Raw genomic sequence first — 23,619 nt, 5'->3', positions numbered from 1 at the left:
GTTAGCCTTTTGGTTTTTCTATCAGTTCAATAACATCTAAGTGGTCTTCTAAATATTCTACGGCGTAGCTTAATTCACCTGAACTTTCGGCATGAATGGTTAAAAGGGGTTGATTGTGGATAACAGGGTCACCAATTTTGCAGTGTAAATCTACACCAGCGGCTAAGTCCGCTGGTGCTCCGGCAAGTTTGGCGACTTTGGCGAGTTTTCTATTGTTAATGCATTTTACCGTCCCGTGGGTATGGGCGATGAGTTCATACCGGTACGGAGCAATAGGAGGTGACTTTAAGGCGCCTTGGGCTAAACAGATCGCTTGAAACTTCTCCCAAGCAGCACCTGAATCCAAAATACTTAAAGCTTCTTTTATGCCTTCACCGGGGGGAAGGTCTTTCGCCATTTCTAGCATAGCCCCAGCCACTTCCACTGAGCGTTGTCGGAGATCTTGTGGCATTGAGGGGGTGTTTTGTAATACATCGAGGATGTCTCTTGCTTCAAGCGATGGGCCTATACCGCGTCCAACCGGTTGCGAACCATCGGTAAAGAGTACCCTGATTGTTAAGCCTAAGGTGGTTGCTACCGCTTTAAAATTATTGGATAAAATTTCTGCCGCTTCACGACTTCTTACTTTTGCGGTAGGGCCGACAGGTATATCAATGACTACATGGGTCGCTCCAGCAGCAATCTTTTTCGACAGTACTGATGCGATCAGCTGGCCCTCACTATCAATATCCAGTGCGCGCTCAACTTGAATCAAAAGGTCATCGGAGGGTGATAGCTTAACTGAGCCACCCCAGGCAAGACAGGCACCTTCTTTTTCGACCACAGCACGCATAGATTCTAAACTAAGATCAACATTTGTTAATGTTTCCATCGTATCCGCAGTGCCCGCAGGGGAGGTGATCGCCCGGGATGATGTTTTAGGCATTATGAGCCCAGCGGCAGCTAAAATAGATACTAGAATCGGGGTGGTGCGGTTTCCCGGAAGTCCGCCTACACAATGTTTATCAACAACTAAAGGTAGGCCCCACTCTATTTTACTGCCGGAATTTACCATGGCTTTAGTGAGGTCAGTGATCTCGCGGATATTTAAATTATCACCACCACATGCAGTGATAAAAGCGGCTAAATGTACATCCGCATAGCGTCCGGCGACAATATCATCAATGATCTCTTTTAGTTGTTCTCCGGACAGTTCCTTACCATATACCTTAGCTCTGATATATGAGAGTGATTGCACGGGCTTCGGATGGGATAGCCATACAGATACGTTTTCTTCGAGTTCCATCCGTTTCCAAGCGGATTCTGAAAAGCCAATCTCTCCGGGGCTCAAAAGATCGCCTGTCACCATATGTAGCGTAGCGATTAAATGTTTATGGTCTGTATGAACAAGTACGCGAGAGAGCGCAGAAAAACCTTCTGAGCGGCATACAGGGCTATCTTGTCTTAAATAAATGGTGAGCTCTTGATGGGTGTCTAAGCCTAAGCGACAGGCTTTTAAAGGGTTCATTCTTTCTGGTGTGTAATTCATTTAATCGGTCTCCCTACTTCATTCAGTATATGAGGGAACGCTTGAATGGAAAAGTATTGTTAAAAAATCAAAACAGTTGCTACTTTTTTGGTGTTTATAATAATTACAATGCACTGATAACTGCTGCTAGAATATCCACTCGATTTTTGTGCTGTGGAGTTAGGGATTAATGGAACGTAAATTCAGGTTGGTGTTATCGTGCCCAGATAGGGTAGGGATTGTCGCGATGGTCAGTAATTTTATCTCCAGCCATGGCGGTTCTATTTCTGAAGCTAATCAACATTCTGATAGTAGCTTAGGCTGTTTTTTTATGCGTGTAGAGATCTGCGCTACGACGCTGCCATATTCCCTCGAAGAGTTTAAAGAGGCTTTTACTCCTATAGCCCAGTCGTTCAATATGAATTGGGAAGTAACTGATTCAGCTCAGCCAAAGAAAGTCATTCTTATGGCCAGCAAAGAGTCACACTGTTTAGCTGATCTGCTCTATCGTTATCATGAGGGAGAATTAGATTGTGAGATCGTATGTGTTATCTCCAATCATGATGACTTAAGAAGTATGGTTGAATGGCATAAAATTCCTTACCATCATGTGCCTGTTGATAAAGAGAATAAACAACCGCACTTTGATAAAGTCAGTAATCTTATTCGGGAGCACGATGCTGATGTTGTCGTGCTTGCTCGTTATATGCAGATTCTACCTACGGATATTTGTGCGGCTTATACGCATCGAATTATCAATATTCATCATAGCTTCCTGCCTTCGTTTGCTGGGGCTAAACCTTATCATCAAGCCCATGAGCGCGGTGTTAAGCTAATTGGTGCAACTTGTCATTTCGTGACGGAGGAGTTGGATGCAGGGCCAATTATTGACCAAGATGTGATTCGAATTACTCATCGTGATACGCCTGAGGATATGGTGCGTTTAGGTCGTGATGTGGAAAAAACTGTACTGTCGCGAGGTTTGCGTTGGCACTTAGAAGACAAAGTGCTTGTACATGGTAATAAGACTGTTGTATTCAATTAAGCTGATCTTGATCAGTTCTATTTTGTTGCGGCTTGAACGCTTAGGTGTAAATATAAAGACAGTGTCGGGCATATTTCGCTATGAGAGCGATAGGTTTCCCGGTTTTATGATATTCGGTAATTGATGTCTATTACCTTGGAGGAATGCTAATGTTGAGATCCGTAAAAGCTCAGGATTATATGTGTACTGATTTGATCACTTTTACGCCTGAGACTGATCTTTTTGAAGCGATCAACTTGCTACTTGAGAATCATATTACCGGGGCACCGGTTTTGGATACCAAAGGTAATTTGGTTGGTTTGATGTCGGAAGTCGATTGTCTAAAAGCCATTCTCACGTTAACGTATCATGAAGAAGAGATGGGCGGCACTGTGGGTAAATATATGTCTGAAGAGGTTTACACCATAAACCATGATGCGGATATTATTAAAGTGGCAGAAGAGTTTATTAATAATAAACGTCGCCGTTTACCTGTGGTAAAAGATGGTAAACTGATCGGCCAGATTAGTCGTCGTGATGTTTTACGTGCAGTAGAGAACTTCGCTCAAAACGGTTGATCATTTAATGTTATGTCTAAAGCCGTGGCTTAGACTGCGGCTTTTTCATTTGTAAGGTCAGTTCTATTTAATGAATTACTCTTTTCCTGAAACACCTATTGTGCTTTATCCCTCTCTTATTCATAAAGTAGGTGTTGAAGCTGCTGTATTGCTAACGATTTATCAACAGCGTTTACAGCTTGAAAATCTGCATAATGCCACTTCCGAATTTATCCTTTCCCGTCAGCAATGGTTACGGTTAGCACCCTATTGGGATGAGGAAAAATTGGCTCAATTAACCAGTGTATTAGTCGCGGAAGCGTATGTAGATGTCGCTTTTTCTCAGGATAGCCGCGTACGTGTAAAATTTCTTCCTGTAGAGGAGGATGGGGCCGATAGCACATCAGATGTTGAGATGGTGAGTCGACTCCCTGTCGTTGAAGAGCGAGCCATTGCACCGCCTAAAGAGCTTACAAATAGAGACCGTTATGCGGCGAGTGAGCCGATAGAATCACAGCAGGATACGCCTTACTACCCTGATGCTGCGGTCAGTACTTATCAAACAACATCGACCCCTAATGCGGGGCCCGCTCCTACCTTTGGTGGTAGTATTGGGTGGGCCAAAAAAGTACGACAGGGTGATGAACTACAGGCTTTATTTCAGCAGCATGAGCAGCGTAATAAGCAGCTACATGGTATGGAGTTGGGCTGGCAGCCATCGGAAAACTTGTATGCGCTTTTACCAAGGCACAATATTTCACAGCAGTTTGCCTTAAACTGTTTGGATGAGTTTGTTCTCTATTGGTTAGATAAAGATCGTAAAGAGACAAACTGGGATCAGAAATTTTTAGGTTGGGTGAAGCGAGAGTGGGTTAAAAAGCAAACCCAAGATGGTCGCCAACAACGCATCAATAACGAACAAAAAGCAGGTTTAAGCCATGAAGACCCCCGCCGAGATACTCGCGAGAAGCGAAAACGGGTTACCGCAGCAGTCATGGACATCAAAGACACAGACTGGTGATGATCAAGCACAGCAAGCGAATCGCGAGCTGAGTGTTGAAGTTAAAACCTTTGTAAATATGATCTTTGCCCGATTTATGGCGATCTATGGGCATAAGTTTAAAAGCTGTTTTGAAACTCAAGATGAGATCCGTATAGCAAAACGGGAATGGGCACTTAGCTTAGGTGGTTATACTGAGAATGAGCTGGTGGCTGCGATTGATTACTGTAAAGAAAATAGTGCATGGATGCCGACTATTTCTGAATTCATTAAAGTTTTAAGAAGCTTGACGGGAGACTATGGCCTTCCCATGGCTAAACATGCTTATGAAGAGGCGTGTAACTTTTCTGACAGCGCTTCCCATCATCAGTGGACTCACCCTGCCATTTACCATGCAGGCAAAGCGACGGGATGGTTCCGTCTACGTACAGAAGATGCAGCGGATGTATATCCTGATTTTCGATATAACTACGATGTTCTTTGTCGTCGGGTAAGAGCAGGGGAACAGTTGGATAACCCCGTTCCTGTCGCATTACCTGATAAAAGCGATGATTCACTCTTTAGGTTTATCCAATCTTGGGGAGAGGAGCATCAGTTAAAACCTGAAATCGCGAGTAAGTGGTTATTTTATCTGACTAAACCTAAAGGTTCTAAAGTACGAGAGCGCTTTAAGGCACTTGCACAAGAGGATGCAAATGCTATGGGTATTAACCTGCCGGAGGATTATCAGTAATCGCGTTGGATTAATGAAATGGATTAGTCACCATTTTTGTAATCAGCAGCTTCCAGCGCATGCTTTTTCAGTAACTTGTAAAAATCGGTTCGGTTGCGTCCGGCGATTTTCGCAGCTTGGGTCACATTGCCTTCAGTTATCTGCAGTACTTTGCAGAGATACCTTTTTTCAAATTCAGCTCTAGCATCATTAAAGTTAGCAATGACCTGTTCTTGATTAGCTAATGCGCGGTGGATAGCTGTATCAGAAATGATTGGGGTTGTGCTTAACGCCGTGACCTTTTCAATAATATTTTCGAGCTGGCGAACATTACCGGGCCATGAGGCTTGAGCAAGTACTTGTAGGGCTGCACTTGAGATGTTTTTGACTTTTGGGTTGTGCCGTAGGGCCGCTTGTTCAACAAAATAACGGGCGAGAGGAAGAATATCTTCAGGACGGTCTTTTAAGGGGGGTAAGTGCAGATTGACTACATTTAGTCGGTAGAACAAATCCTCCCTAAAACTATTATCTTGCATCGCTTGCTCAAGATCTCGATGCGTCGCTGAAATAACACGGACATCCACGGCAATGGTTTCAGTGCTCCCAACTGGACGGATCTGGCGTTCTTGCAACACCCTTAATAGTTTTACCTGAAGCGGTGTTGGCATATCGCCGATTTCATCTAAGAATAAGGTGCCCCCATTCGCGGCTTGAAACAGCCCTTCATGTTTGTTGACTGCGCCAGTGAAGGCTCCTTTACTGTGCCCAAAGAGTTCTGATTCCAGTAGTTGTTCTGGTAGTGCGCCACAGTTAATGGCAATAAAGGGCTTTTTACTACGTGGGCTCGCTTTATGAATAGCATTGGCCAATAGCTCTTTACCACTACCGCTCGCCCCGGTAATTAATACACTAACATCGGAAGCGGCTATCTGTTCTGCTTCTTGGAGTAGCTGCTCCATAGTATGACTACGGCTGATAATATTATTACGCCATTCTCCTTCGCTTCGACTGGTGCTGGCTAAGGCGGCTTCAATATTTTGCATTAGCTGGTCGCGATCAATAGGTTTAGTTAAAAAACCAAACACTCCTTGTTGCGTAGCGGTGACGGCTTCAGGAATAGACCCGTGGGCGGTAATAATAACAACGGGCAGTTGTGGATAGGCACGCTGAACTTGCTTGAACAGTGCTAGACCATCCATGCCTTCCATTCGTAGATCAGTAACCAGAAGGTCAATCTTATCGTTTAACACCTCTAGGGCCGCTTCTGCACTTTCGGCACAACTAATCTGGTAGCCACTGGCCTCTAAACGCATTGATAGAAGCTTTAGTAAAGATGCGTCATCATCGACTAAAAGGATATGAGGTTTCATTCCTGAATCTCTTTGTCTTTACTTAAATCAGTTTCTATCTGAGTTAAGGCATCTATTTTAATCTGCAATGTTTTGTTTTCTTGTAATAGGTTGTCTTGCTCAGCTCTCATCCACAGTAGGGCTGAGGTTAATTGATCTCTTAAGTCGAAATATCGATCGCCTGGGCAGGCTTTATCAGGATAAAGCACAAACTTGGCGTAATAGCGTTTTGCTTGTTGGAGCTGTTCCTTAGAGGACAACGGGGTTGAGAGCAGCAAAGCAAGAAGCGTCTGATCTTTATCTCGGATAGCATTTTGCATTATTCGGCTACGTCGCTCAGGGTTTTCTAAAAAGAGCTTCTCTATTTTTTGTAGGCGGTCGAGATTGGCGGGCTCAATTCGACAGCTTTTTTGTTCTGAAATAGTTTCTACTTCAATACTCGGTTTTGTTTCGTTCAATTCGCAGCCTTGTAAGATGAATAGGCATAGAGTAATAGGAAGATATCTAATCATTAATGGGGTGCTCCGAAATGGGAAGGCAAACGCTAAAACCAACGCGGTGATTTTCATTCTTTGCTAATTTTACAGTTGCGCCTAAGGACTCGGCTGCGTCATGGACAATACTTAGGCCTATACCTGAACCTTTTACTGGTCCTTGTCGCCTATTTTGGCCTTGATAAAAAGGTTCAAATAGCAAGGGAACATCTTTAAGAGGGATAGTGGGGCCATCATTTTCTACGTTAATAAGACAGTGTTCATTTGTTTGGCTAATACTCAGCGTGAGATCACCTTCATTACTCCCATATAGCGCAGCATTAGAGACTAAGTTGCTTATAATTCTTACCAACATAGCACGGTCGGTGACCCATTCATGCTCTTCCTTAGGAAGGCTAAGGTGTATCTTTTTCTGCTCAAGTAATAATTTATAAGGCTCGATCGCTTCAGTTAAGACTGGAAGTAGTTTGACGCGATGAAAATTAACAGATTCGTTTTGATGTAAACGGCTGTAGTCTAACAGCTGTTCTATTAATGACTGTAGCTGCCTTGAGTTACTTTGTAGTAATTGAGTGACTTCCATTTGGCTTGTATTTAGTGGCCCAGTGATCTGATCTGCCAATAGGTCGGAGCCTTCCCGTAAAGTGGTTAAGGGCGTTTTTAATTCATGGGACATATGGCGTAAAAAACGCTGCTTCTCATTTTCTACTTCAGCTAAGCGTTCGGTGAGCCAATCAAGCTGTTGTTCTAATTCGACTAGCTCGTCAGGGCCTCCTACCATTGCTCCTGTATATTCCTCACCTGTACCTAGTGCTTGTATTCTATCTGCAATGCGGCGAACCGGGCGAATAATGCTAAAACTAAAAAATAGGATCAGCAGCATCTCTATAACTAATAAAATGATCGCAAGTGTACTTAGCTGGGTTTGTGTATGTTGAGCGGTTGAGTTGAGCGCTTGTAATCGCTGGTCAAGAATAAGGTCAACCTGCTGATTTATCTCGCGTGTTAATCCGAGTAGGTTATTAGCGTCTTCTGACTGATATTGTTCAATATTATCTAAGAGTGTACTGATTTGGTTAAGCTGCTCAACTTGGGTCAGTATGAAGCTGTGGATCGAGAGTTGTTCTCGGTAATCAAGCAGGTTTTGAGTTAAGCGTTGTTTTATTTCTGGCTTGGCGAGAATCTGGTATTGACGGGCAGAGCGAGTAATGTCTTCGGCTAGGCCTTCTAAGCGTTGCCCACGGCGAGTGACTTCTAGTGCTTGTTTAGCAAGTACGCGCCCCTCTGCTGATTGTTCAACAAGGGCATCTGTTGCATAGTAGATCAAGATACCAAAAGGTGTGACCACTACTAAAAAGGAAAGTAACACTAACTGTTTTAGTGAACTTAAGCGCCAGCCGCGCCGGTTATGATTTGGCATTTAATAGAGTATTTGATTTAACAAGTGTATGACTATTATCCATGAATAGAGCTTTAATTGGGTAGTATTTCTATCTATTTTTGCTAATTAACGATGAGTTAAAAAAAGGGGGGGCTAGGAACCCCGTGGAGGGCTCCTAGCCTGTTAAGTAGAGCTGGCGGCTATGTTTGTGGACATGGATGCTCTACTCAACCGTTACCAGAAGGAGGAGGAATAACTAACTGAGGCTGTCTCGGAATCAGTTTAAGTTATCCCCCCACACACTAGTGAACCCGTTTACAACGTTTGTAGAGAAGCCATTACTATGTAAGTAGGGGCTGGCGTTGCATTAACCTGAAGTTGAGAAAACTCATCAGGGCTTAGGAAGCCATCTTTATTGGTATCGATTTTATCGAAACCTTTCACAAGAGCGGGGGATACTTGCGCTTCTTGTGGGCTTACTTTGCCATCTTTGTTTCCATCTAGTTTTTCAAAAATACTAGGCGCTTTAGGCTGTTCATTAGTCATCACATCGGGCTGCGCATCATCCGATTGGATTTTTGCAGCAATTGCTGTGTCAGCGATGCTTACTGATGATGAAATAACTAGTAGAGAAGCAAGTGCCCATGCTGTTACTTTCATAATGATTCTCCCAGAAAACTTATGATTGTCCGATTATGATTTTTTGTGTGGACGAGTGAATTCTTCAGGGCTTAAAAAACCATCGCTATCGGCATCGATTTTATCGAAACCTTCAACAAGTTTAGGATAATTTTTTGCTTCTTCTTGGCTGATCTTGCCATCTTGGTCTACATCAAGTTTGTTAAAAACTTTTTTCTCTGCAGGCTGTTCACTTGTAGTAACTTCAGTTTGAGTTTCTACCGCAGTTGTTGGTGCTTCTTCTGCTAGTGCAACAGTTGAAGAAGTAGCGATTAGTGAAGCAAGTACCCAATTAATTGTTTTCATGATTTATCTCCTAGATAAAATATGGCGGTTCGAAAGTTTAAAATCGAACTAGATATATCAATACTTGTGCCATGTTTTAAAAATCATTTAAAAACAATCGGTTATGTTGTGTTTTTGGTTTTTTTGGAAAGGCCTGCCTAAACTTAGTATGTTTATCACTTCAATACTGTCTCCATTTGCAGACAGTAATTGAGTGACTAATATACTTATTTATATAAAACAATAAGTTAGAAGGTTTCCAAATGGAGACACCTATAAATAGTGGCTGTGATAAAGCGTTGTTTAGACGCTTTAATAGAGCGGAGTAGTGGGCTCTGCAATGATGTTATTTGATAAACGTCCAATATGTTCAATTTCGACGGTGACAGTATCGCCTGGCTTTAAGTAGCCTCGTGGTTTCATCGATACTCCTACACCAGAGCATGTGCCCGTCGCGATAACATCACCAGGCATTAATGTGCAGACTGTCGAGAGTGTTTCAACTAGGGCATAGCAATCAAAGATGAGGTGTTTTGTATTGGAGTGTTGTCGTAACTCCCCATTGACCCATGTTTTAAGGTCTAATGCGTGAGGATCTATATTATCGGTTGTTATCCAAGGTCCCATAGGGCCATGGGTATCAAAGGATTTTCCTAAAGTCCATGTAGGGGATTTAATTTGCCAGTCACGTACTGAGATATCATTAACAATGGTATAGCCAGCAATAACATGCTGAGCTTGTTTGTAAGGAACATGTCGGCATCGTTTCCCAATGACGAAAGCTAGCTCGCCTTCGTAATCAAGTTTATTGGAGACTGAGGGGCGATGGATGGCCGCGTTGTTACCAATAATACAGCTGGCTTGTTTGTTGAAAATAGTGGGGAATTCAGGCGTGTTTAAGCCTGTTTCTGCAATGTGGTCAGCATAATTAAGCCCAACGCCAAGAAACTTTTGAGGATTAAGAACGGGTGCAAGTAGTTCTGCCTCTTCTTGGGGGATATCGGCTTTACCTGCGTACGAGAGTAGGTTTTCTTGTAGGGATTTCCCACCGGATAGGAAATGACACATATCTTGAGGCATTAATGGGTTTAACCATGCAGGAATGATCTTTCCTTGATAGAGAATGCCTACAGAAACACGGTTATCGTGCTTAAAAGTGACTAGTTTCATAGGATGAGCCCCAAGAGAACAGTTATTCAGTTGTAGAGTTTATTATATGGGTATCAGAATAATTTAGTTATCTAACGGAAGGTAGGTAACTAAAAAATATTTCTCAGTGATGGGGTCATCTGGGTTTTCTGAGTGGATATAGGGGCGATAAAAGCAGGATGGGTGGGGCATTGGAAAAGGTCGTGTAGTCTGATCAATTATTCAATCAGACTACATAAGTTCTGAGGTTGCCCTTAATCAATGATGTGAATGGGTAAGGGTTAAAAGAATATTACTAATTACCGCTTCATATTTTTTATGATTAGGACGCTTGCTGCTTAATACCCGTAACCCCCAAATATTGGTCATGAGATAGGTCGCTAGGTCTTGGGCGTTTTTGTGTGGATCAATCTCACCTAGTTGTTGCGCTTTGCTAATCGTGTCGCAGAAGCTTTGCTCGACTTGATCTAAATAAAGGCTCACCCGTTCTCTAATTTCATCATCCTCGGTGGCCAGTTCTAGCATGGTATTAATCATAAAGCAGCCTTTGCCTATCTGATCTTTTTCTAGTTCCTCACAGAATATAATAAAGAAGGATTCTATATTCTTTAGAGGGGATTCAGATTTGCTAAGCACAGCAGCGATACGCTCAATACTACGTTTACTGTAAGTGTCGAGTGCTTCCATAAACAATCCGCGTTTACTTTGAAATGCACCATAAAGTGAACCGGGTTTTAGTTGAGTCGCTTTGACTAAATCTGTAATGGAAGAAGCGTTGTAGCCGGTTCTCCAGAACACGCCCATCGCTTTTTCTAATACATCCGTGCGGTCGAACTCTGCTGGCCTTGCCATTTTTTGCCCTCCATGAACTATTGGCTTATTATCGGCATTCATTCTATCTCAAGCAATACCCATATGATTTTCTTTAAAAATATAACGTTGAAGCATCAATTTATCATTGTTATCGCTTGTCTGATTGTATCGGGCTGTAAAACGACACCGTCGGATTTAACGGACGAAGATCGTCCTTTGTTTCGTCGGGGTATAGTGTCTTTGCAGGATGGCGAATTAAAGTTTCAAGCTTGTTATGTCAACAAAGAAGAGTCAATTCAAGATCATACTAACAAATTAAAGAAACGCTTTAGCCAAACGGGGTCACCTGTTTTTTATGTTGAGTTAACTGGAGATCACGTTGTTCCTGGTGAACCTTGGCAGGTTCATCAAGTTCATTTGATGGGTGGGAACCAATCTACATGCAGCTATGAACTGTCAGATAATGAATACCGGGCTGCAGGGGATGGCCCTTTATGGATTGCTGACATTAGAAGTGATGGCCTCTATGTACAGGATTATGGGCGACTATCTCAATTGATCTTTCCTAAAGCACCACCGATTAATTTAGGAAACGGTTTTGAGTGGAGTAGCCATTTGGAAGGGACTGAAGCTTTTACGGTCAGTCTAACCCTGGAAAAACAGTGGTGTCGGGATCAGTATGATATTGAATATGAATACACTAGCCGAATGGTATTGAACGGCAAGCTGTTTACAGGTTGTGCTCGGCAAGGGAACTTAGAGGTAAGAACTTTACCGGGGTTATATACATCATTATTAACTGGCGCTAATGGATTAAATCGATTTGTATCCCTTGATTTATCGTCCGATCAAACTGTTTTGTTGACTCAGGATTATCGAAATAGCCAGCCCTTGATTGTACAGAAAGGAACATGGAAGCACCTTAGTGCAGGGAAAATTGTAGTTCATCTGACCGAAATTGATGGCCGCGAAGGTAATGAATTGATTATCTTTCGGCGTGATAAGCGAGGCGGCTTAGTCGTCAAAGGGTATAGTTCTACTTATGGGGCTGATGGCCTTAGGCTTGAGCGAGTGGGACCTGAGCGAGTACATCGTCGATTTAACCGTTAAGCAGCGTGTCTTTCGCTTGATTTATTTTGGCTGCTAAATAATCGCTGCCTCCTCGATCTGGATGGTTTTTTTGCATTAGACGGCGATGGGCCGCAATGATCTCATCCTTAGAGCAACCCGGCTTTAAGCCTAAAATCTCATAAGCCTCACGTACCTTTTGACTATTGCCGGATGGGTCTTGGTTGGCTGAGCTTCGATTATTATTGTTTTGACGCTTTTCTTTTCGATGTTTATTCCAGATATTCAGAAAAGGAAGCACTTTTAATAGGTTCGGAACTAAGTGGCGAGCAAAAGGCAGTAAAGCGGTAAAGGCAACAGCGATCCAGCTTAAGCGCCCAGTGATCGCCATCAGTAGAACAAAAAGAGCAATGAGAGTCAGAATAATCATGATGACCGCAGGTAGTTTTTTCTTCTTAGGTAGTGAGCGTACCCATAGAATCACTAAAAGTGCGATGCCAATTAATAAGACCAAACTGACTGGATTCACAAATTCTCCTTATTGGATGATAGTTATTTGATAACTTATGTTTTAATAACCTGATCTTAGGCTCATTACCTGCATGATAAACGGCCCTGAATAGGGGAGCAAACCTTAGATTGAGTGTATATTGCTGTGCTAGGTTATAGATCTGAGTCACTATGTGTATATTTTTATACCGACTAGCCTCGATTTTTCTAGGCTAAATCGGGACAGCTTTAAAACGATCAGTTAAGATTCTTACAAACATTAAAATGGAGCTTTAAACGGTGCGTAAAGTTATTATTGCCGGCGCAGTCATTGCCGCTGGTGCAGTTGGTTATATGGTCAATCAGCAAGGTGAGTCAGATTCTTCAGAATATTCTCCTTTAGCATACGTGCCTGCGGATAGTGTGATTTTTTCAGGTCAGCTTGAATCATTTCCTCTTAAGGATTACCTGAATTCAACAATGTTCCCTCAAGCAAAAATTCCGGATGATTTGCTTGAAGAACTGGATGATGGAACAGATCCTAAGGAGCGCTTTTTTGCAAGTTTAGTTAAGTCTTATTTTGAAGCTGCGCATTCAGTAGAAAGTTTTCAGAAAACGTTCGGGCTTCCTGATCAGATAAAAACGTTTGTTTATGCTGTCGGTTTTATGCCAGTTGTGCGTTATCAAGTGACCGATGAACAGGGCTTGTGGGCAGTTTTAGATAAGGCTGAACAGGAGAGTGGTTTTAAGCATGAAGCGCGTACATTAAATAAGTTGGCATATAGAGCGTATAGCTTTGAAAATAACGCTGAGGGTGAGAAGTTTGAAGTGCTTGTTGCTTATGAAAATGGCTGGGCGACTTGGACGATTAATACGCATGTGAATACTGAGTCGGACGTTGAATTGGCTTTAGCGCAAACCAAACCAGCAGCTTCGTTGCAGGACGCTGGTATTTTGGAAGATATTCAAACGAAACATGGCTTTATTAATGCAACCCTTTCTTATCTTGATCATAAAGGGCTAGTCACTGCATTCACTACGGCGGATGGCAATAGATTGGCATCTATGTTGACTAAAGCGATGGAGATGGAAGGAAAGGGGACGGATCTAGATAGGGTTCGCACCGCTGAATGTCAGGCTGAGATGGGAGCGATGGCAGCTAACTGGCCGCGCACAGTAGCAGGTATACGTAGTCACGATGATTTGAAAATCACCTCTGAACGGAGCTATATGAAGGCTGCGTTAGTGGTGGAAAGTAATAATAAAGTTGTGCTTGATGCGCTTACCTCTATGCAGGGTTTTATTCCTTCTTATCTTAGTGATGCGCAAGTGTTTGGGATGGGCTTAGGGCTTGATGCGAATAAGTTAGGTCCCGCATTATCATCAATCTGGAGCAACATGCTTGAGCCAAGCTATAAGTGTGAACCTTTATTGGAGATGCAGGCGGATATTCAGCAAGCCAACCCTGCTGCTTTAGGTATGTTTACCGGTATGGCGCAAGGAGTTAAAGGTGTAGCGGTTGGGGTTCAAGATTTCTCTATTTCTATGGACTCTTCATCGCCTAAGTTAAACTCTTTAGATGGTATCGTCTCTTTGAGTGCAGAGGATCCAGCTGTTCTGTTTAATATGGCTAAAGCTTTTGTTCCACAATTGGCACAACTGCAATTGCCTACAGATGGAAGCCCTGTTGATCTATCGACAATTATGCCTCTTCCGACCGAGGTTGATATTAAACCTATGTTGGCTTTAAAAGGTAAGCACTTGGTTGTTTATAATGGAGAGAAAGGAAAGGCGATTGCTGATCAGTTAGCAGGTGAAACTGTCGAAAGTAATGGCCTATTGAGCTTCTCTGTTGATTATAAAAAAATGTTTGAGCCGATACTGCCTATTCTAGAGATGGCAGGTGATCCAGAAGTCACTGAGCAGCTAGACGTATTGAAAAATATGGATATGCGAGTGAAGATGGATATTAATCTGAATGAGCAGGGCATTTTAATTGAGAGTGAAGCGGATATTAAAGCACCTTAGCGCTAAGGTGTAGCTTTACATTCTGAATCTAAAAAGCCCCAAGTGTTTGCACTTGGGGCTTTTTTATTGGTGCGAGCTTTGATCGCACTTATAGCGTTTCTGCTACGGGATCTTCGCCTATATAACGTTTTCGTTTCTTTGCCTTCACGAACTCAATATCGACTAATACAAGCCCATCAATACAGTAGTTAAAGTCGGCATCAACACCAAAATCAAGGAAACGCACGCCTCCCTCTTCACAGAGTTCACTATATTGTTTGTAGAGCGTTGGTACACTAACGCCTAAAAATTCCAGTTGTTCCTTTAGGACTCTAAAGTCAGCTTTGTAATTGTCACCACTAAACATTCGATCCATATTATTTAGAGCTTCTTGATCTAAAACATAAGGGGAGAATGAATGGCCAAGGTCTTCGCTATCATTAAAATAGTGGCTATAAAACCATACAAGCATATCTTTAGCGACTCTTGGGTAACTGTTGCTCAAGCTTACAGGGCCGAACATATAGCGTACTTCAGGGTGTTTTCGTAGGTAAGCACCGATTCCATACCAGAGGTAATCTAAACTGCGTTTTCCCCAGTACTTAGGTTGGATAAAGCTTCGGCCTAACTCTATTCCTTGCTCGAAATAGGGCTTCATCTGTTCTCCATATTTGAACAGGGTTGCACTATAAAGGCCGGTATTTGTTGCTGTTGGATCCATTTTTCCCGCTTCAGCAAGACGGTAAGCGCCTGCAATCTCTAACTCATCTTCATCCCATAAAATAAGGTGACGATAGTATTGGTCATACAGGTCTAAATCTTTTTTATCTCCAGTCCCTTCGCCGACACAGCGGAAAGCGATCTCCCGCAGACGTCCTATCTCCTGAATAACTGCTGACTCTGCTTTGTAATCAAAGAGATAGATCTTTTTTCCATCAATGGTTTCACCTAAGAGTTCGGACTCTCTTAGTTCCTGTTTTAGGTTCTGGCGATTTTGAGGATGGGCGATCGTTTTTTCCGTTAGAAAAAGGGGCTTTTTATTTTTTGCTATACGATAAAGGTGTTTTTTCAGGAGTTTAGTTTTTTCAGCTGTGGATACAGGTACCGCATCTATTTGACTGAATGGAATGGGCTCACCTACACGCATTGGGATAGTGACCGAGCGCTTATTAAACATCTCTCTAGCTAGCATTAATGTTGAGAGGGTTTTGTTAATGTAAGAAACGCTATAAAACAAGGATGAGTTTTTTCCACCGATAAAAATAGGAAGTACAGGTGCGTTAGCTTTGCGGGCAAAACGAATAAATCCGCTGTTCCACTTATCATCTTTAACGCCTGTTATGCCTGCTCTTGAAACTTCGCCAGCGGGAAAGACGATAATTGCTTGTTCTTGATGAAGGGCCTCAACAATACGTTCTATATCTCTTTTACGCGTGCTTTTGCCTAAGTTGTCTACAGGGAGAAACAAGTTTTTTATAGGGTCGAAGTTCATAAGAACATCATTAGCTACGATCCTTACATCGCGTCTAACTTCGCCGACCATTTTAAGTAAAGCGAGCCCATCTAAGGCCCCCAATGGGTGGTTAGCAATAATCACCACTCGGCCGGAGGATGGAATATTGGCTCTATCATGGTTGCTGATGCTGTAACCAAAATTGAAATATTCCAGAACCCGTTCAATAAATTCAAACCCTGTTGCATCTTTATTAATGTCGAGAAAACTATTTATCTCATTTTCATGAACCAGTTTTTTCAACATAAATAGAGCAGAGCGTTTAAACGGCGCCGGCTTATCAATAAAAGCAGGGTATTTGCTTACAAGAGCTTTCTCTACGTTAATAGTTGGCTCTTTAATGATGAGGGTATTTTCACGTGTATTCATAAGGTGAAAAATATAGGTGAGTTAGGTGACTAACTCTTTACAGAAACGTGACGGTTTTGTGACGACTGAAAATAGATTTTCAGCTTAGGCTATTTTTTATTACAATGCTGTATATATAAACAGTATCTTGGTGGTATTTATGCAACGTAAGATCATTCACTGCGATTGTGATTGTTTCTTTGCGGCAGTTGAGATGAGAGATAACCCAGAATTAAGATCCATTCCCATGGCAATTGGTGGTAGTGCTGATCGACGAGGGGTGATTGCTACCTGTAACTATATTGCTAGGGAGTTTGGAGTTCGATCAGCGATGTCTACCGCTCAGGCATTAAAGTTGTGTCCAGCTTTACGGGTCGTCCCAGGAGATATGGCTAAATATCGTCAAGTTTCCCAGCAGGTGATGAGCATCTTTCTTGAATATAGCGATATTATTGAGCCGCTCTCACTAGATGAAGCATTTATTGATGTTACAGGATTAAATCATTGCCAAGGTAGCGCAACGTTAATCGCGGATCAGATAAGAAACCGAGTAAGAGATGAGGTAGGGATTACTATTTCAGCCGGGGTTGCGCCTAATAAATTTTTAGCCAAAGTGGCGAGTGATTGGAATAAACCTGATGGTATTTATGTTGTTCACCCTCGTAAAGTAGATGAATTCGTATTAAACCTACCGGTTAAAAAAATATCCGGAGTTGGTATGAAAACCGCCGAGAAGCTCAAAAAAATGGATATAGAAACTTGTCGAGATCTACGTGCGAAATCCTTGGTTGAATTAGTTGATAGGTTTGGAAAGTTCGGCCAACGTTTATTTGACCTATCTCGTGGTATCGATGAGCGTCCAGTTAAACTCAGTCGAATAAGAAAGTCGATTAGCGTGGAGCATACTTATTCTCAGGATCTTTTAGATCTTGATAGCTGTATAGCTCAATTGCCTATGTTAATAGAAAAGCTAGTTTTACGTTATAAGCGCTTACAGGAGACTCGGTCGATTGCTGGGATTGTGGTGAAAGTTAAGTTTTGTGATTTTGTCCAAACGACAGCAGAGCATCAGGTTGCTTGTCCGAACATTTCCCATTTTCGCCAGCTATTAATGGATGCTTTCAATCGAGGTCAACGCCCGGTCAGGCTGATAGGGGTAGGATATAGATTAACGGAAAGCACCAAAGAACAACCTTTGCAGCTAAGCTTACTAGATAAGTCTTAATTTTTAATTGAAAGCTTTACAAGGTGGTGGCGCGATGAGCACTGACAACAATAATATCGAGAGTTTGAAAATTCGCTTAGCTACTTATGCGCCTGAATACCGATTAGGGGAACATAAATGGGCGTTTCGTTGTTGTGAATTAGCGCTGGAAGCTTTGGAAGAGGGAAACTATGGCGTTGGTGCTGTTTTGGTCGATCGGGATAATAATCTGTTAGCTGAGGCGGCTAATCAGGTGTTTAGTGAAGGGTTTAATTCATCCGCGCATGCGGAGATGAGAGTTCTTGATCAGTTTGAAAATATGTTTCCTGATTATAAGGATCGAGAAGGCTTGCAGCTGATCTCTTCGTTAGAACCTTGCCCTATGTGCTGCGGTCGGATTTTAGCCTCAGGGATAGGTCAGATTATTTTTTTAGCTGAAGATAAAGCGGGTGGAATGATGTCGCATTGCAATAAGTTGCCAGCTGCGTGGGATAATCTTGCTCAACTAATTGTTATTAAATGCTTTAATAAAGAGAAGGAACTTTCTATCTTAGCCTCAGATATTGCATCTGCACAGATGCAAGGTCTGCGGCAGAAACTTATGTTAACTATTCGTTCTTGATACCTGAAATTAGCCCGTAGATTTGTTATACTCGCGCGCTTTTCAAGTCTGGTTAAAAAAGAACCAGTATATGGCTGAGGTGGTAAATGATTCAATTGCTTGTGTCGCGGACACAATCACTTAAAAGCGATGTTTTATCTGGATTAACCGTTGCATTGGCGCTTGTGCCTGAAGCTGTTGCGTTTGCTTTTGTAGCCGGTGTCGATCCTTTAGTAGGCCTTTATGCCGCTTTTATGGTTGGACTTATTACCGCTGCTATTGGTGGTCGTCCAGGAATGATTTCGGGTGCGACGGGTGCTCTTGCTGTAGTGATGGTGAGCTTAGTCGCTGATCATGGTGTGGAATATCTCTTTGCAACTGTTGTATTAATGGGGATATTTCAAGTACTGGCGGGTGTTTTTCGATTAGGTAAGTTTATCCGTTTAGTACCACATCCAGTTATGTTGGGGTTTGTAAACGGACTGGCTATTGTCATCTTCCTTGCACAAATGAAGCAGTTTCAGTTTATGGATGATGATGGCGCTATTAAGTGGCTGCAGGGTGAGCAGATGTTTGTGATGCTTGGCTTAATTGCCTTAACGATGGCGATCATTCACTTCTTACCTAAGTTTACGCGTGTTATTCCATCTACACTTGCCGCTATTCTTGCGGTCACCCTACTTGTAATCGGCTTAGATCTTGATGCGCGCACAGTGCAAGATGTTCTAGCTGATATGACAGGTAACGCTGACGCCACTATTGCTGGCGGTCTACCCCAGTTCCATATTCCGATGGTGCCATTAACCTTGGAGACATTTCAGATTATTGTGCCTTATGCTTTGATCTTAGCTGCTGTTGGTTTGATAGAGTCATTGTTAACATTGACTTTGATTGATGAGATCACAGAGACGCGTGGTCGTGGTAATAAAGAGTGTATCGGCCAAGGTGTGGCGAATGTCACAACCGGATTTTTTGGTGGCATGGGTGGCTGCGCAATGATTGGTCAAAGTATGATCAATATTAATTCGGGCGGTTTTGGCCGTGCATCAGGTATATCTGCTGCTCTTTTCTTACTTGCTTTTATTCTGGTGGGTTCGGGCCTTATCGAAGTTATTCCTGTTGCAGCGCTGGTCGGTGTAATGTTTATTGTTGTTATTGGTACATTTGAGTGGGCTAGTTTACGCCTGTGGGGAAAAATCCCGCGTTCTGATTTAATTGTCGTTATTGCTGTGACTGGGGTTACGGTTTGGCAGGATTTAGCGATTGCCGTTATTGTCGGTGTCATTATTTCTGCCTTGGTTTTTGCTTGGAAACATGCAAGCCATATGTCCTTTGAAGTACGTGATGAATACGATACTAAAGTTTATTTTCCAAATGGACCGCTTTTCTTCGCTTCTATTCAAGCTTTTCGCGATCAATTTAATCCGAAGTTTGATCCTCCGGAAGTGATTGTAGATTTTGCAAACTGTCGGGTTATGGATCACTCCGGTATTGAGGCAATAGAGTCTTTAGCGGAGCGTTATGATAAAGCTGGTAAAGAACTTAGCTTTCGTCATTTGAGTCCTGAATGCCGTGAGCTGCTTAATAAAGCAGGCAGCTTTGTAGAAGTGAATATGATTGAAGACCCAAGCTATAAAGTGGCGGATGATCGTTTAGCCTAAGCGCCTTCGGCTATAAGCGCTTGCTGGTCTAAGTTGTAAAAAGACCCTCATCGTTGGATAACCAATGATGAGGGTCTTTTTATATGGATGATCAGCTATTGAGATTAGCTAAGTTTTTATATTAGCTAAGGGCTTCGCCAGAGAAGTGAATACCTGTCCAGCCGGTCTGCATAAAGTTGCGAATATTTCCATGATCATCACCATCAGGTGTCTTTAATACATCTTGGTAAAAGCGGCCAAAGCATTTTAGAGTGCTTGTTTCATCTAGGTTATTTAGCTTAGCAAAAGCAAAGATTTTGCAGCTCCCTTCATTTTGCCCAGCATCATTACTGATCGAGCCGTTGTCAAATGCGGTAGGTGTATAGCTATAGTTACTTTCGATCACTTGCATAGTATCTTCAAAATCCAGCTCTGAGCCGGTTGCAAGCGTGCTTATAAAGTCATTCAACGTCATTAGGGTGTAATCCTCTGTCTTAATCTTCTGGCGGCAAATGATCTTAGTGATATTGGTCAAATATGCAATAGATTGATAGAGGTCAGTTATGACAGGATTATTACTCGTGTTTGGTCGCTATTCACTTCGAATCTATAATTTTCAACTAGACTGAATGTGAGGGAGGGAGTTAAGCAGTCTGCTTTCCGGTTGAAGGATTGATTACTTTTAAGCGAGGGTAGCGTCATGTTAACTTACAACGAATGTCTTGAAATGAGTGGACTCTCTGTTGGTGAAGTCAATGCCATCGCTGAGCATGAACATGTTGACCCGATGATTGCTATGGCTCTAGGTAATTACTTAGTCGAGCATGAAGGTGAGGACAAGATCAAAAAGATTATTCTTGATGATATTGCTCATGCAGAGCGCAGTGGAGATTATGCTCATGCAAGCTTGCTCCGGCGTGTAATGGAGCATTTTTTGGCGATTCACTCGCCAGCATAATATTGATTAACAGAGGGCCTAATAAGGCCCTTTGTTTTGTCTATTAGAGTCTGCTTTCTGTTATTAGAATTGTAAGTAAGGTTTGCGTGCTTTCTGCTGCATCGTGGCCTAGTGGTGTTAGGTAGCCACCGTCGTGTTGAGTAATCAATCCTTTGTCAAAGAGTCTTTGTGTAGCGGCAATAACCTCTGGTTGAGCAGAGGAGTGGACTTTGATTCCTTCTTGAGTGGTGTTGAGGTTGAAAAGGTTTAACACATTCAATTCCTGCATGATTTCTTCGTTGTATGGCATATGCGCTCCTGAGTTATTCACGGCAAGATATTTGTGGCTGCAACTATATAAAGTTGCTTACAACGACGTACTTGTGAACAGCATAGACTTAATTTTATCTAAATATAAGCCTTCAATAATCAAGAGTTATATTTATCTATCTCTTAATAGGATGCTTAAGTCGTATTGCATTTGAGAGTGGCGCTGAACAGTAAGGGGTAAGCAGAAGTGGGCTGGTTTGCTCTGTAGAAATAAAAAAAGCCTACAAATCACAGAGGTGGATTTATAGGCTTTTTAAGTGGAAGATCTAAGCTTGGGTTATTTGATGCGCATACCTGGTTGTGCACCGTCATCTGGACTTAGTATCCAAATATCTTCGCCGCCAGGCCCTGCCGCCAACACCATACCCTCAGATACGCCAAACTTCATTTTACGTGGGGCTAAGTTAGCAACCATAACGGTTAGTTTCCCTTCCAGATCTTCTGGGTCGTAAGCTGACTTAATACCGGCAAAGACATTGCGGGTTTCTCCGCCTAAATCTAAAGTGAGTTGCAGAAGCTTATTAGCGCCTTTAACGTGTTCAGCTTTAGCTATACGCACGACCCGTAAATCAACCTTGGCAAAGTCTGGGAATTCGATTGTTTCTTCGATGGGTTCATCGGTTAAAGGTGTTGACACCGCTGCAGGTAAAGCCTGAGCGGCCGCTGCTTCAATGGCCGCTTTTGTTTCATCAATTATTGCCGTAATTTTATCTTCATCAACGCGCTGCATTAGCGGTTTGAATTTATTGATTTTATGACTATGCAGTGGCTCTTTAATGCTATCCCAAGTGATATGGTCGATATTCAAGAAAGCTTGTGCATCTTTAGCAACTTGAGGTAGGACCGGCGCTAAATAAGAAACAATAACGCGGAATAGGTTGATGCCCATGGAGCAGCAATCTTGTACTTCCTGTTCTTTGCCTTCTTGTTTAGCTAAAACCCAAGGTTCAGCGGCATCAATATATTGGTTTGCTTTGTCTGCAATGGCCATGATTTCACGCATAGCCTTGCCAAACTCGCGTTTTTCGTAGGCATCAGCAATCAGATCGCCAGCGGCAATTGCTTCATTATAAAGCTCAGGCTCGGTTAGTTGTGCAGACATTTCACCGTCAAATTTCTTTTTGATAAAGCCTGCACAGCGAGAGGCGATATTGACGACTTTGTTGACCAGATCCGCATTGACGCGCATACGGAAATCTTCAAGATTTAAATCGATATCATCTATGCCAGAGCTTAACTTGGCTGCAAAGTAATAGCGTAGGTACTCTGGACGAAGGTGGTTTAGATAGGTCTCAGCCATAATGAAGGTGCCGCGCGACTTAGACATTTTTTGTCCATCTACGGTTAAGAAACCGTGACAAAAAACACCATTAGGCTTACGGAAGCCAGCGCCTTCAAGCATAGCGGGCCAGAAAAGAGTGTGAAAATAGGCTATATCTTTACCGATAAAGTGATAAAGCTCTGTTTCTGAGGCTTCTGACCAGTATTCATCAAAATCTACGTTGTTTTTATCACACCAGTTTTTAAAGCTAGCCATGTAACCGATGGGGGCATCTAGCCATACATAGAAGTATTTACCTGGGGCATCTGGTATTTCAAAACCCCAATAAGGTGCATCTCGAGATATATCCCAATTCTGTAGACCTGATTCAAACCACTCATTTAGTTTATGAATCATCTGCTCTTGAACGTGGTTATCTACCCATGAACGAAGGAAAGTTTCGAAATTTCCTAGCTTAAAGAAGTAGTGTTCAGATTCTTTTTCAATGGGTTTTGCACCAGACACTGCAGAATAAGCATTTTTAAGATCAACAGGGCTGTAGGTTGCGCCACATTTCTCACAAGAATCCCCATACTGGTCTTTCTCGCCACACTTTGGGCAGTCCCCTTTAACAAAGCGATCAGGCAGAAACATCTCTTTTTCAGGGTCATAGGCTTGAGTGATCGTTTTTTTATCAATATGCCCACCGTCACGTAACGCGGTATATATGTGAGATGCGAAGTATTTGTTTTCATCTGAGTGGGTAGAGTAGTAGTTATCAAACCCAACCATAAAACCGGAAAAATCCCGTTGGTGTTCAGCACTAACTTTGTCAATCAGCTCTTGCGGTGAAATACCCATTTGATCGGCTTTCAGCATGATAGGTGTGCCGTGAGCATCATCCGCACAGACGTAAGTACATTGATTGCCCCGGAGTTTTTGGAAGCGAACCCAAATGTCAGTCTGTATATATTCAACTAAATGGCCTAAATGAATGGGACCATTAGCGTATGGAAGGGCACTAGTAACAAGAATCTTACGTTTGCTGTCAGTCATGGGCTGCCTGAAAACCTGAAATCATTGAAATAAGGAGGCCAGATTCTACGCTTTTTAGTTGATTATATGAACCATTATGAATGCAGATTGTATAGAGAGTTGGAGAATAAATAGCTGACGAAGGGGGTGTGCAAGTTATTCATGATATCGCGTTTAATTATTTTAGTGTGTTTGTGTGATGAAAGCTTATGTTTGACGTTTTTTAATAAATAGCGA

At 42.4% G+C, this 23,619-nt stretch carries 23 protein-coding genes; 10 read left to right on the top strand and 13 right to left on the bottom strand.

The genetic code is table 11. From position 1 onward, the window contains the following. Position 1: 1 nt before the first annotated feature. A complete protein-coding gene (locus Q4492_RS02330; RefSeq protein WP_067868652.1) occupies positions 2–1,528 on the bottom strand; it encodes a thymidine phosphorylase family protein in 1,527 nt (508 codons plus the stop codon). Positions 1,529–1,697: 169 nt separating this feature from the next. Between Q4492_RS02330 and purU the strand changes: the two genes are divergently transcribed. The 4 genes from purU (at position 1,698) to Q4492_RS02310 (ending at position 4,821) form a co-directional block, all read left to right on the top strand. Next, positions 1,698–2,552 (top strand): formyltetrahydrofolate deformylase, encoded by an 855-nt coding sequence (purU, locus tag Q4492_RS02325; protein WP_303415629.1) that lies wholly within the window; start codon positions 1,698–1,700, stop codon positions 2,550–2,552. 149 nt (positions 2,553–2,701) lie between these two features. After that, the gene (locus tag Q4492_RS02320) at positions 2,702–3,109 is read left to right on the top strand and encodes a CBS domain-containing protein (protein ID WP_303415628.1); all 408 of its coding nucleotides are present in this window, start codon (positions 2,702–2,704) and stop codon (positions 3,107–3,109) included. Between the two features lie 70 nt (positions 3,110–3,179). Then, entirely contained in the window at positions 3,180–4,109 is a 930-nt protein-coding gene (locus Q4492_RS02315; RefSeq protein ID WP_303415627.1) for a DnaT-like ssDNA-binding domain-containing protein, read from the top strand. Continuing rightward, positions 4,027–4,821, top strand: coding sequence for a replication protein P (locus Q4492_RS02310; RefSeq protein ID WP_303415626.1), 795 nt, complete (start codon positions 4,027–4,029; stop codon positions 4,819–4,821). The genes Q4492_RS02315 and Q4492_RS02310 overlap by 83 nt, the downstream gene beginning before the upstream one ends. Before the next feature lie 23 nt (positions 4,822–4,844). Here the strand turns inward: Q4492_RS02310 and Q4492_RS02305 are convergent, their stop codons facing one another. The 7 genes from Q4492_RS02305 to Q4492_RS02275 form a co-directional block, all read right to left on the bottom strand. Then, positions 4,845–6,170 carry a sigma 54-interacting transcriptional regulator gene (locus Q4492_RS02305; RefSeq protein WP_303415625.1) on the bottom strand — a complete coding sequence of 442 codons (1,326 nt, stop codon included), beginning with the start codon at positions 6,168–6,170 and terminating at the stop codon, positions 4,845–4,847. Next, positions 6,167–6,661 (bottom strand): hypothetical protein, encoded by a 495-nt coding sequence (locus Q4492_RS02300; RefSeq protein WP_303415624.1) that lies wholly within the window; start codon positions 6,659–6,661, stop codon positions 6,167–6,169. The genes Q4492_RS02305 and Q4492_RS02300 overlap by 4 nt, the downstream gene beginning before the upstream one ends. Continuing rightward, positions 6,654–8,063 (bottom strand): HAMP domain-containing sensor histidine kinase, encoded by a 1,410-nt coding sequence (locus tag Q4492_RS02295; RefSeq protein WP_303415623.1) that lies wholly within the window; start codon positions 8,061–8,063, stop codon positions 6,654–6,656. Before Q4492_RS02295 ends, Q4492_RS02300 begins: the two co-directional genes overlap by 8 nt. 276 nt (positions 8,064–8,339) lie before the next feature. Further along, positions 8,340–8,684: a hypothetical protein gene (locus tag Q4492_RS02290; RefSeq protein ID WP_303415622.1), complete on the bottom strand. Its 345-nt coding sequence runs from the start codon at positions 8,682–8,684 to the stop codon at positions 8,340–8,342. Between the two features lie 33 nt (positions 8,685–8,717). Next, a complete protein-coding gene (locus Q4492_RS02285) occupies positions 8,718–9,008 on the bottom strand; it encodes an EF-hand domain-containing protein (protein ID WP_303415621.1) in 291 nt (96 codons plus the stop codon). Positions 9,009–9,299: 291 nt separating this feature from the next. Continuing rightward, complete coding sequence (locus Q4492_RS02280; RefSeq protein ID WP_303415620.1) at positions 9,300–10,157, bottom strand: fumarylacetoacetate hydrolase family protein; 858 nt, start codon at positions 10,155–10,157, stop codon at positions 9,300–9,302. Positions 10,158–10,394: 237 nt separating this feature from the next. After that, on the bottom strand, positions 10,395–10,988 hold the full coding sequence (locus Q4492_RS02275) for a TetR/AcrR family transcriptional regulator (protein ID WP_303415619.1): 594 nt from the start codon (positions 10,986–10,988) through the stop codon (positions 10,395–10,397). A gap of 63 nt (positions 10,989–11,051) precedes the next feature. Between Q4492_RS02275 and Q4492_RS02270 the strand changes: the two genes are divergently transcribed. Continuing rightward, on the top strand, positions 11,052–12,059 hold the full coding sequence (locus Q4492_RS02270) for a hypothetical protein (protein ID WP_303415618.1): 1,008 nt from the start codon (positions 11,052–11,054) through the stop codon (positions 12,057–12,059). Here Q4492_RS02270 and Q4492_RS02265 read toward each other — a convergent pair. Continuing rightward, entirely contained in the window at positions 12,049–12,546 is a 498-nt protein-coding gene (locus Q4492_RS02265) for a DnaJ domain-containing protein (protein ID WP_303415617.1), read from the bottom strand. The genes Q4492_RS02270 and Q4492_RS02265 overlap by 11 nt on opposite strands. A 260-nt stretch (positions 12,547–12,806) precedes the next feature. Here Q4492_RS02265 and Q4492_RS02260 point away from each other — a divergent pair, with 260 nt between their 5' ends. Then, positions 12,807–14,534, top strand: a complete 1,728-nt coding sequence (locus Q4492_RS02260) for a hypothetical protein (protein ID WP_303415616.1) — start codon at positions 12,807–12,809, stop codon at positions 14,532–14,534. Positions 14,535–14,622: 88 nt separating this feature from the next. On the opposite strand, the gene Q4492_RS02255 is transcribed toward Q4492_RS02260, so the two are convergent. Further along, a complete protein-coding gene (locus tag Q4492_RS02255) occupies positions 14,623–16,395 on the bottom strand; it encodes a lysophospholipid acyltransferase family protein (protein WP_303415615.1) in 1,773 nt (590 codons plus the stop codon). Positions 16,396–16,534: 139 nt separating this feature from the next. Here Q4492_RS02255 and dinB point away from each other — a divergent pair, with 139 nt between their 5' ends. The 3 genes from dinB to Q4492_RS02240 all read left to right on the top strand — a co-directional run bounded on the left by dinB (position 16,535) and on the right by Q4492_RS02240 (position 19,840). Then, positions 16,535–17,599: a DNA polymerase IV gene (gene dinB / locus Q4492_RS02250; RefSeq protein ID WP_303415614.1), complete on the top strand. Its 1,065-nt coding sequence runs from the start codon at positions 16,535–16,537 to the stop codon at positions 17,597–17,599. Between the two features lie 34 nt (positions 17,600–17,633). Further along, on the top strand, positions 17,634–18,200 hold the full coding sequence (locus tag Q4492_RS02245; RefSeq protein WP_303415613.1) for a nucleoside deaminase: 567 nt from the start codon (positions 17,634–17,636) through the stop codon (positions 18,198–18,200). Positions 18,201–18,286: 86 nt separating this feature from the next. Beyond that, positions 18,287–19,840, top strand: coding sequence for a SulP family inorganic anion transporter (locus tag Q4492_RS02240; protein ID WP_303415612.1), 1,554 nt, complete (start codon positions 18,287–18,289; stop codon positions 19,838–19,840). Between the two features lie 121 nt (positions 19,841–19,961). Here Q4492_RS02240 and Q4492_RS02235 read toward each other — a convergent pair whose 3' ends face one another. After that, positions 19,962–20,294: a HopJ type III effector protein gene (locus tag Q4492_RS02235; RefSeq protein ID WP_303415611.1), complete on the bottom strand. Its 333-nt coding sequence runs from the start codon at positions 20,292–20,294 to the stop codon at positions 19,962–19,964. Between the two features lie 225 nt (positions 20,295–20,519). Here Q4492_RS02235 and Q4492_RS02230 point away from each other — a divergent pair, with 225 nt between their 5' ends. Beyond that, positions 20,520–20,777: a hypothetical protein gene (locus Q4492_RS02230; RefSeq protein WP_303415610.1), complete on the top strand. Its 258-nt coding sequence runs from the start codon at positions 20,520–20,522 to the stop codon at positions 20,775–20,777. Between the two features lie 43 nt (positions 20,778–20,820). On the opposite strand, the gene Q4492_RS02225 is transcribed toward Q4492_RS02230, so the two are convergent. Together Q4492_RS02225 and metG are read right to left on the bottom strand one after the other, a co-directional pair. Continuing rightward, positions 20,821–21,066 (bottom strand): TIGR02647 family protein, encoded by a 246-nt coding sequence (locus Q4492_RS02225; protein ID WP_067982331.1) that lies wholly within the window; start codon positions 21,064–21,066, stop codon positions 20,821–20,823. Positions 21,067–21,363: 297 nt separating this feature from the next. Next, positions 21,364–23,403, bottom strand: coding sequence for a methionine--tRNA ligase (gene metG, locus Q4492_RS02220; protein ID WP_303415609.1), 2,040 nt, complete (start codon positions 23,401–23,403; stop codon positions 21,364–21,366). Between the last annotated feature and the right edge of the window lie 216 nt (positions 23,404–23,619).

The sequence above is a fragment of the Neptuniibacter sp. 1_MG-2023 genome, assembly GCF_030547185.1.
Classification (GTDB): Bacteria; Pseudomonadota; Gammaproteobacteria; order Pseudomonadales; family Balneatricaceae; genus Neptuniibacter.
This window is presented reverse-complemented; position numbering and strand designations above follow the sequence as displayed.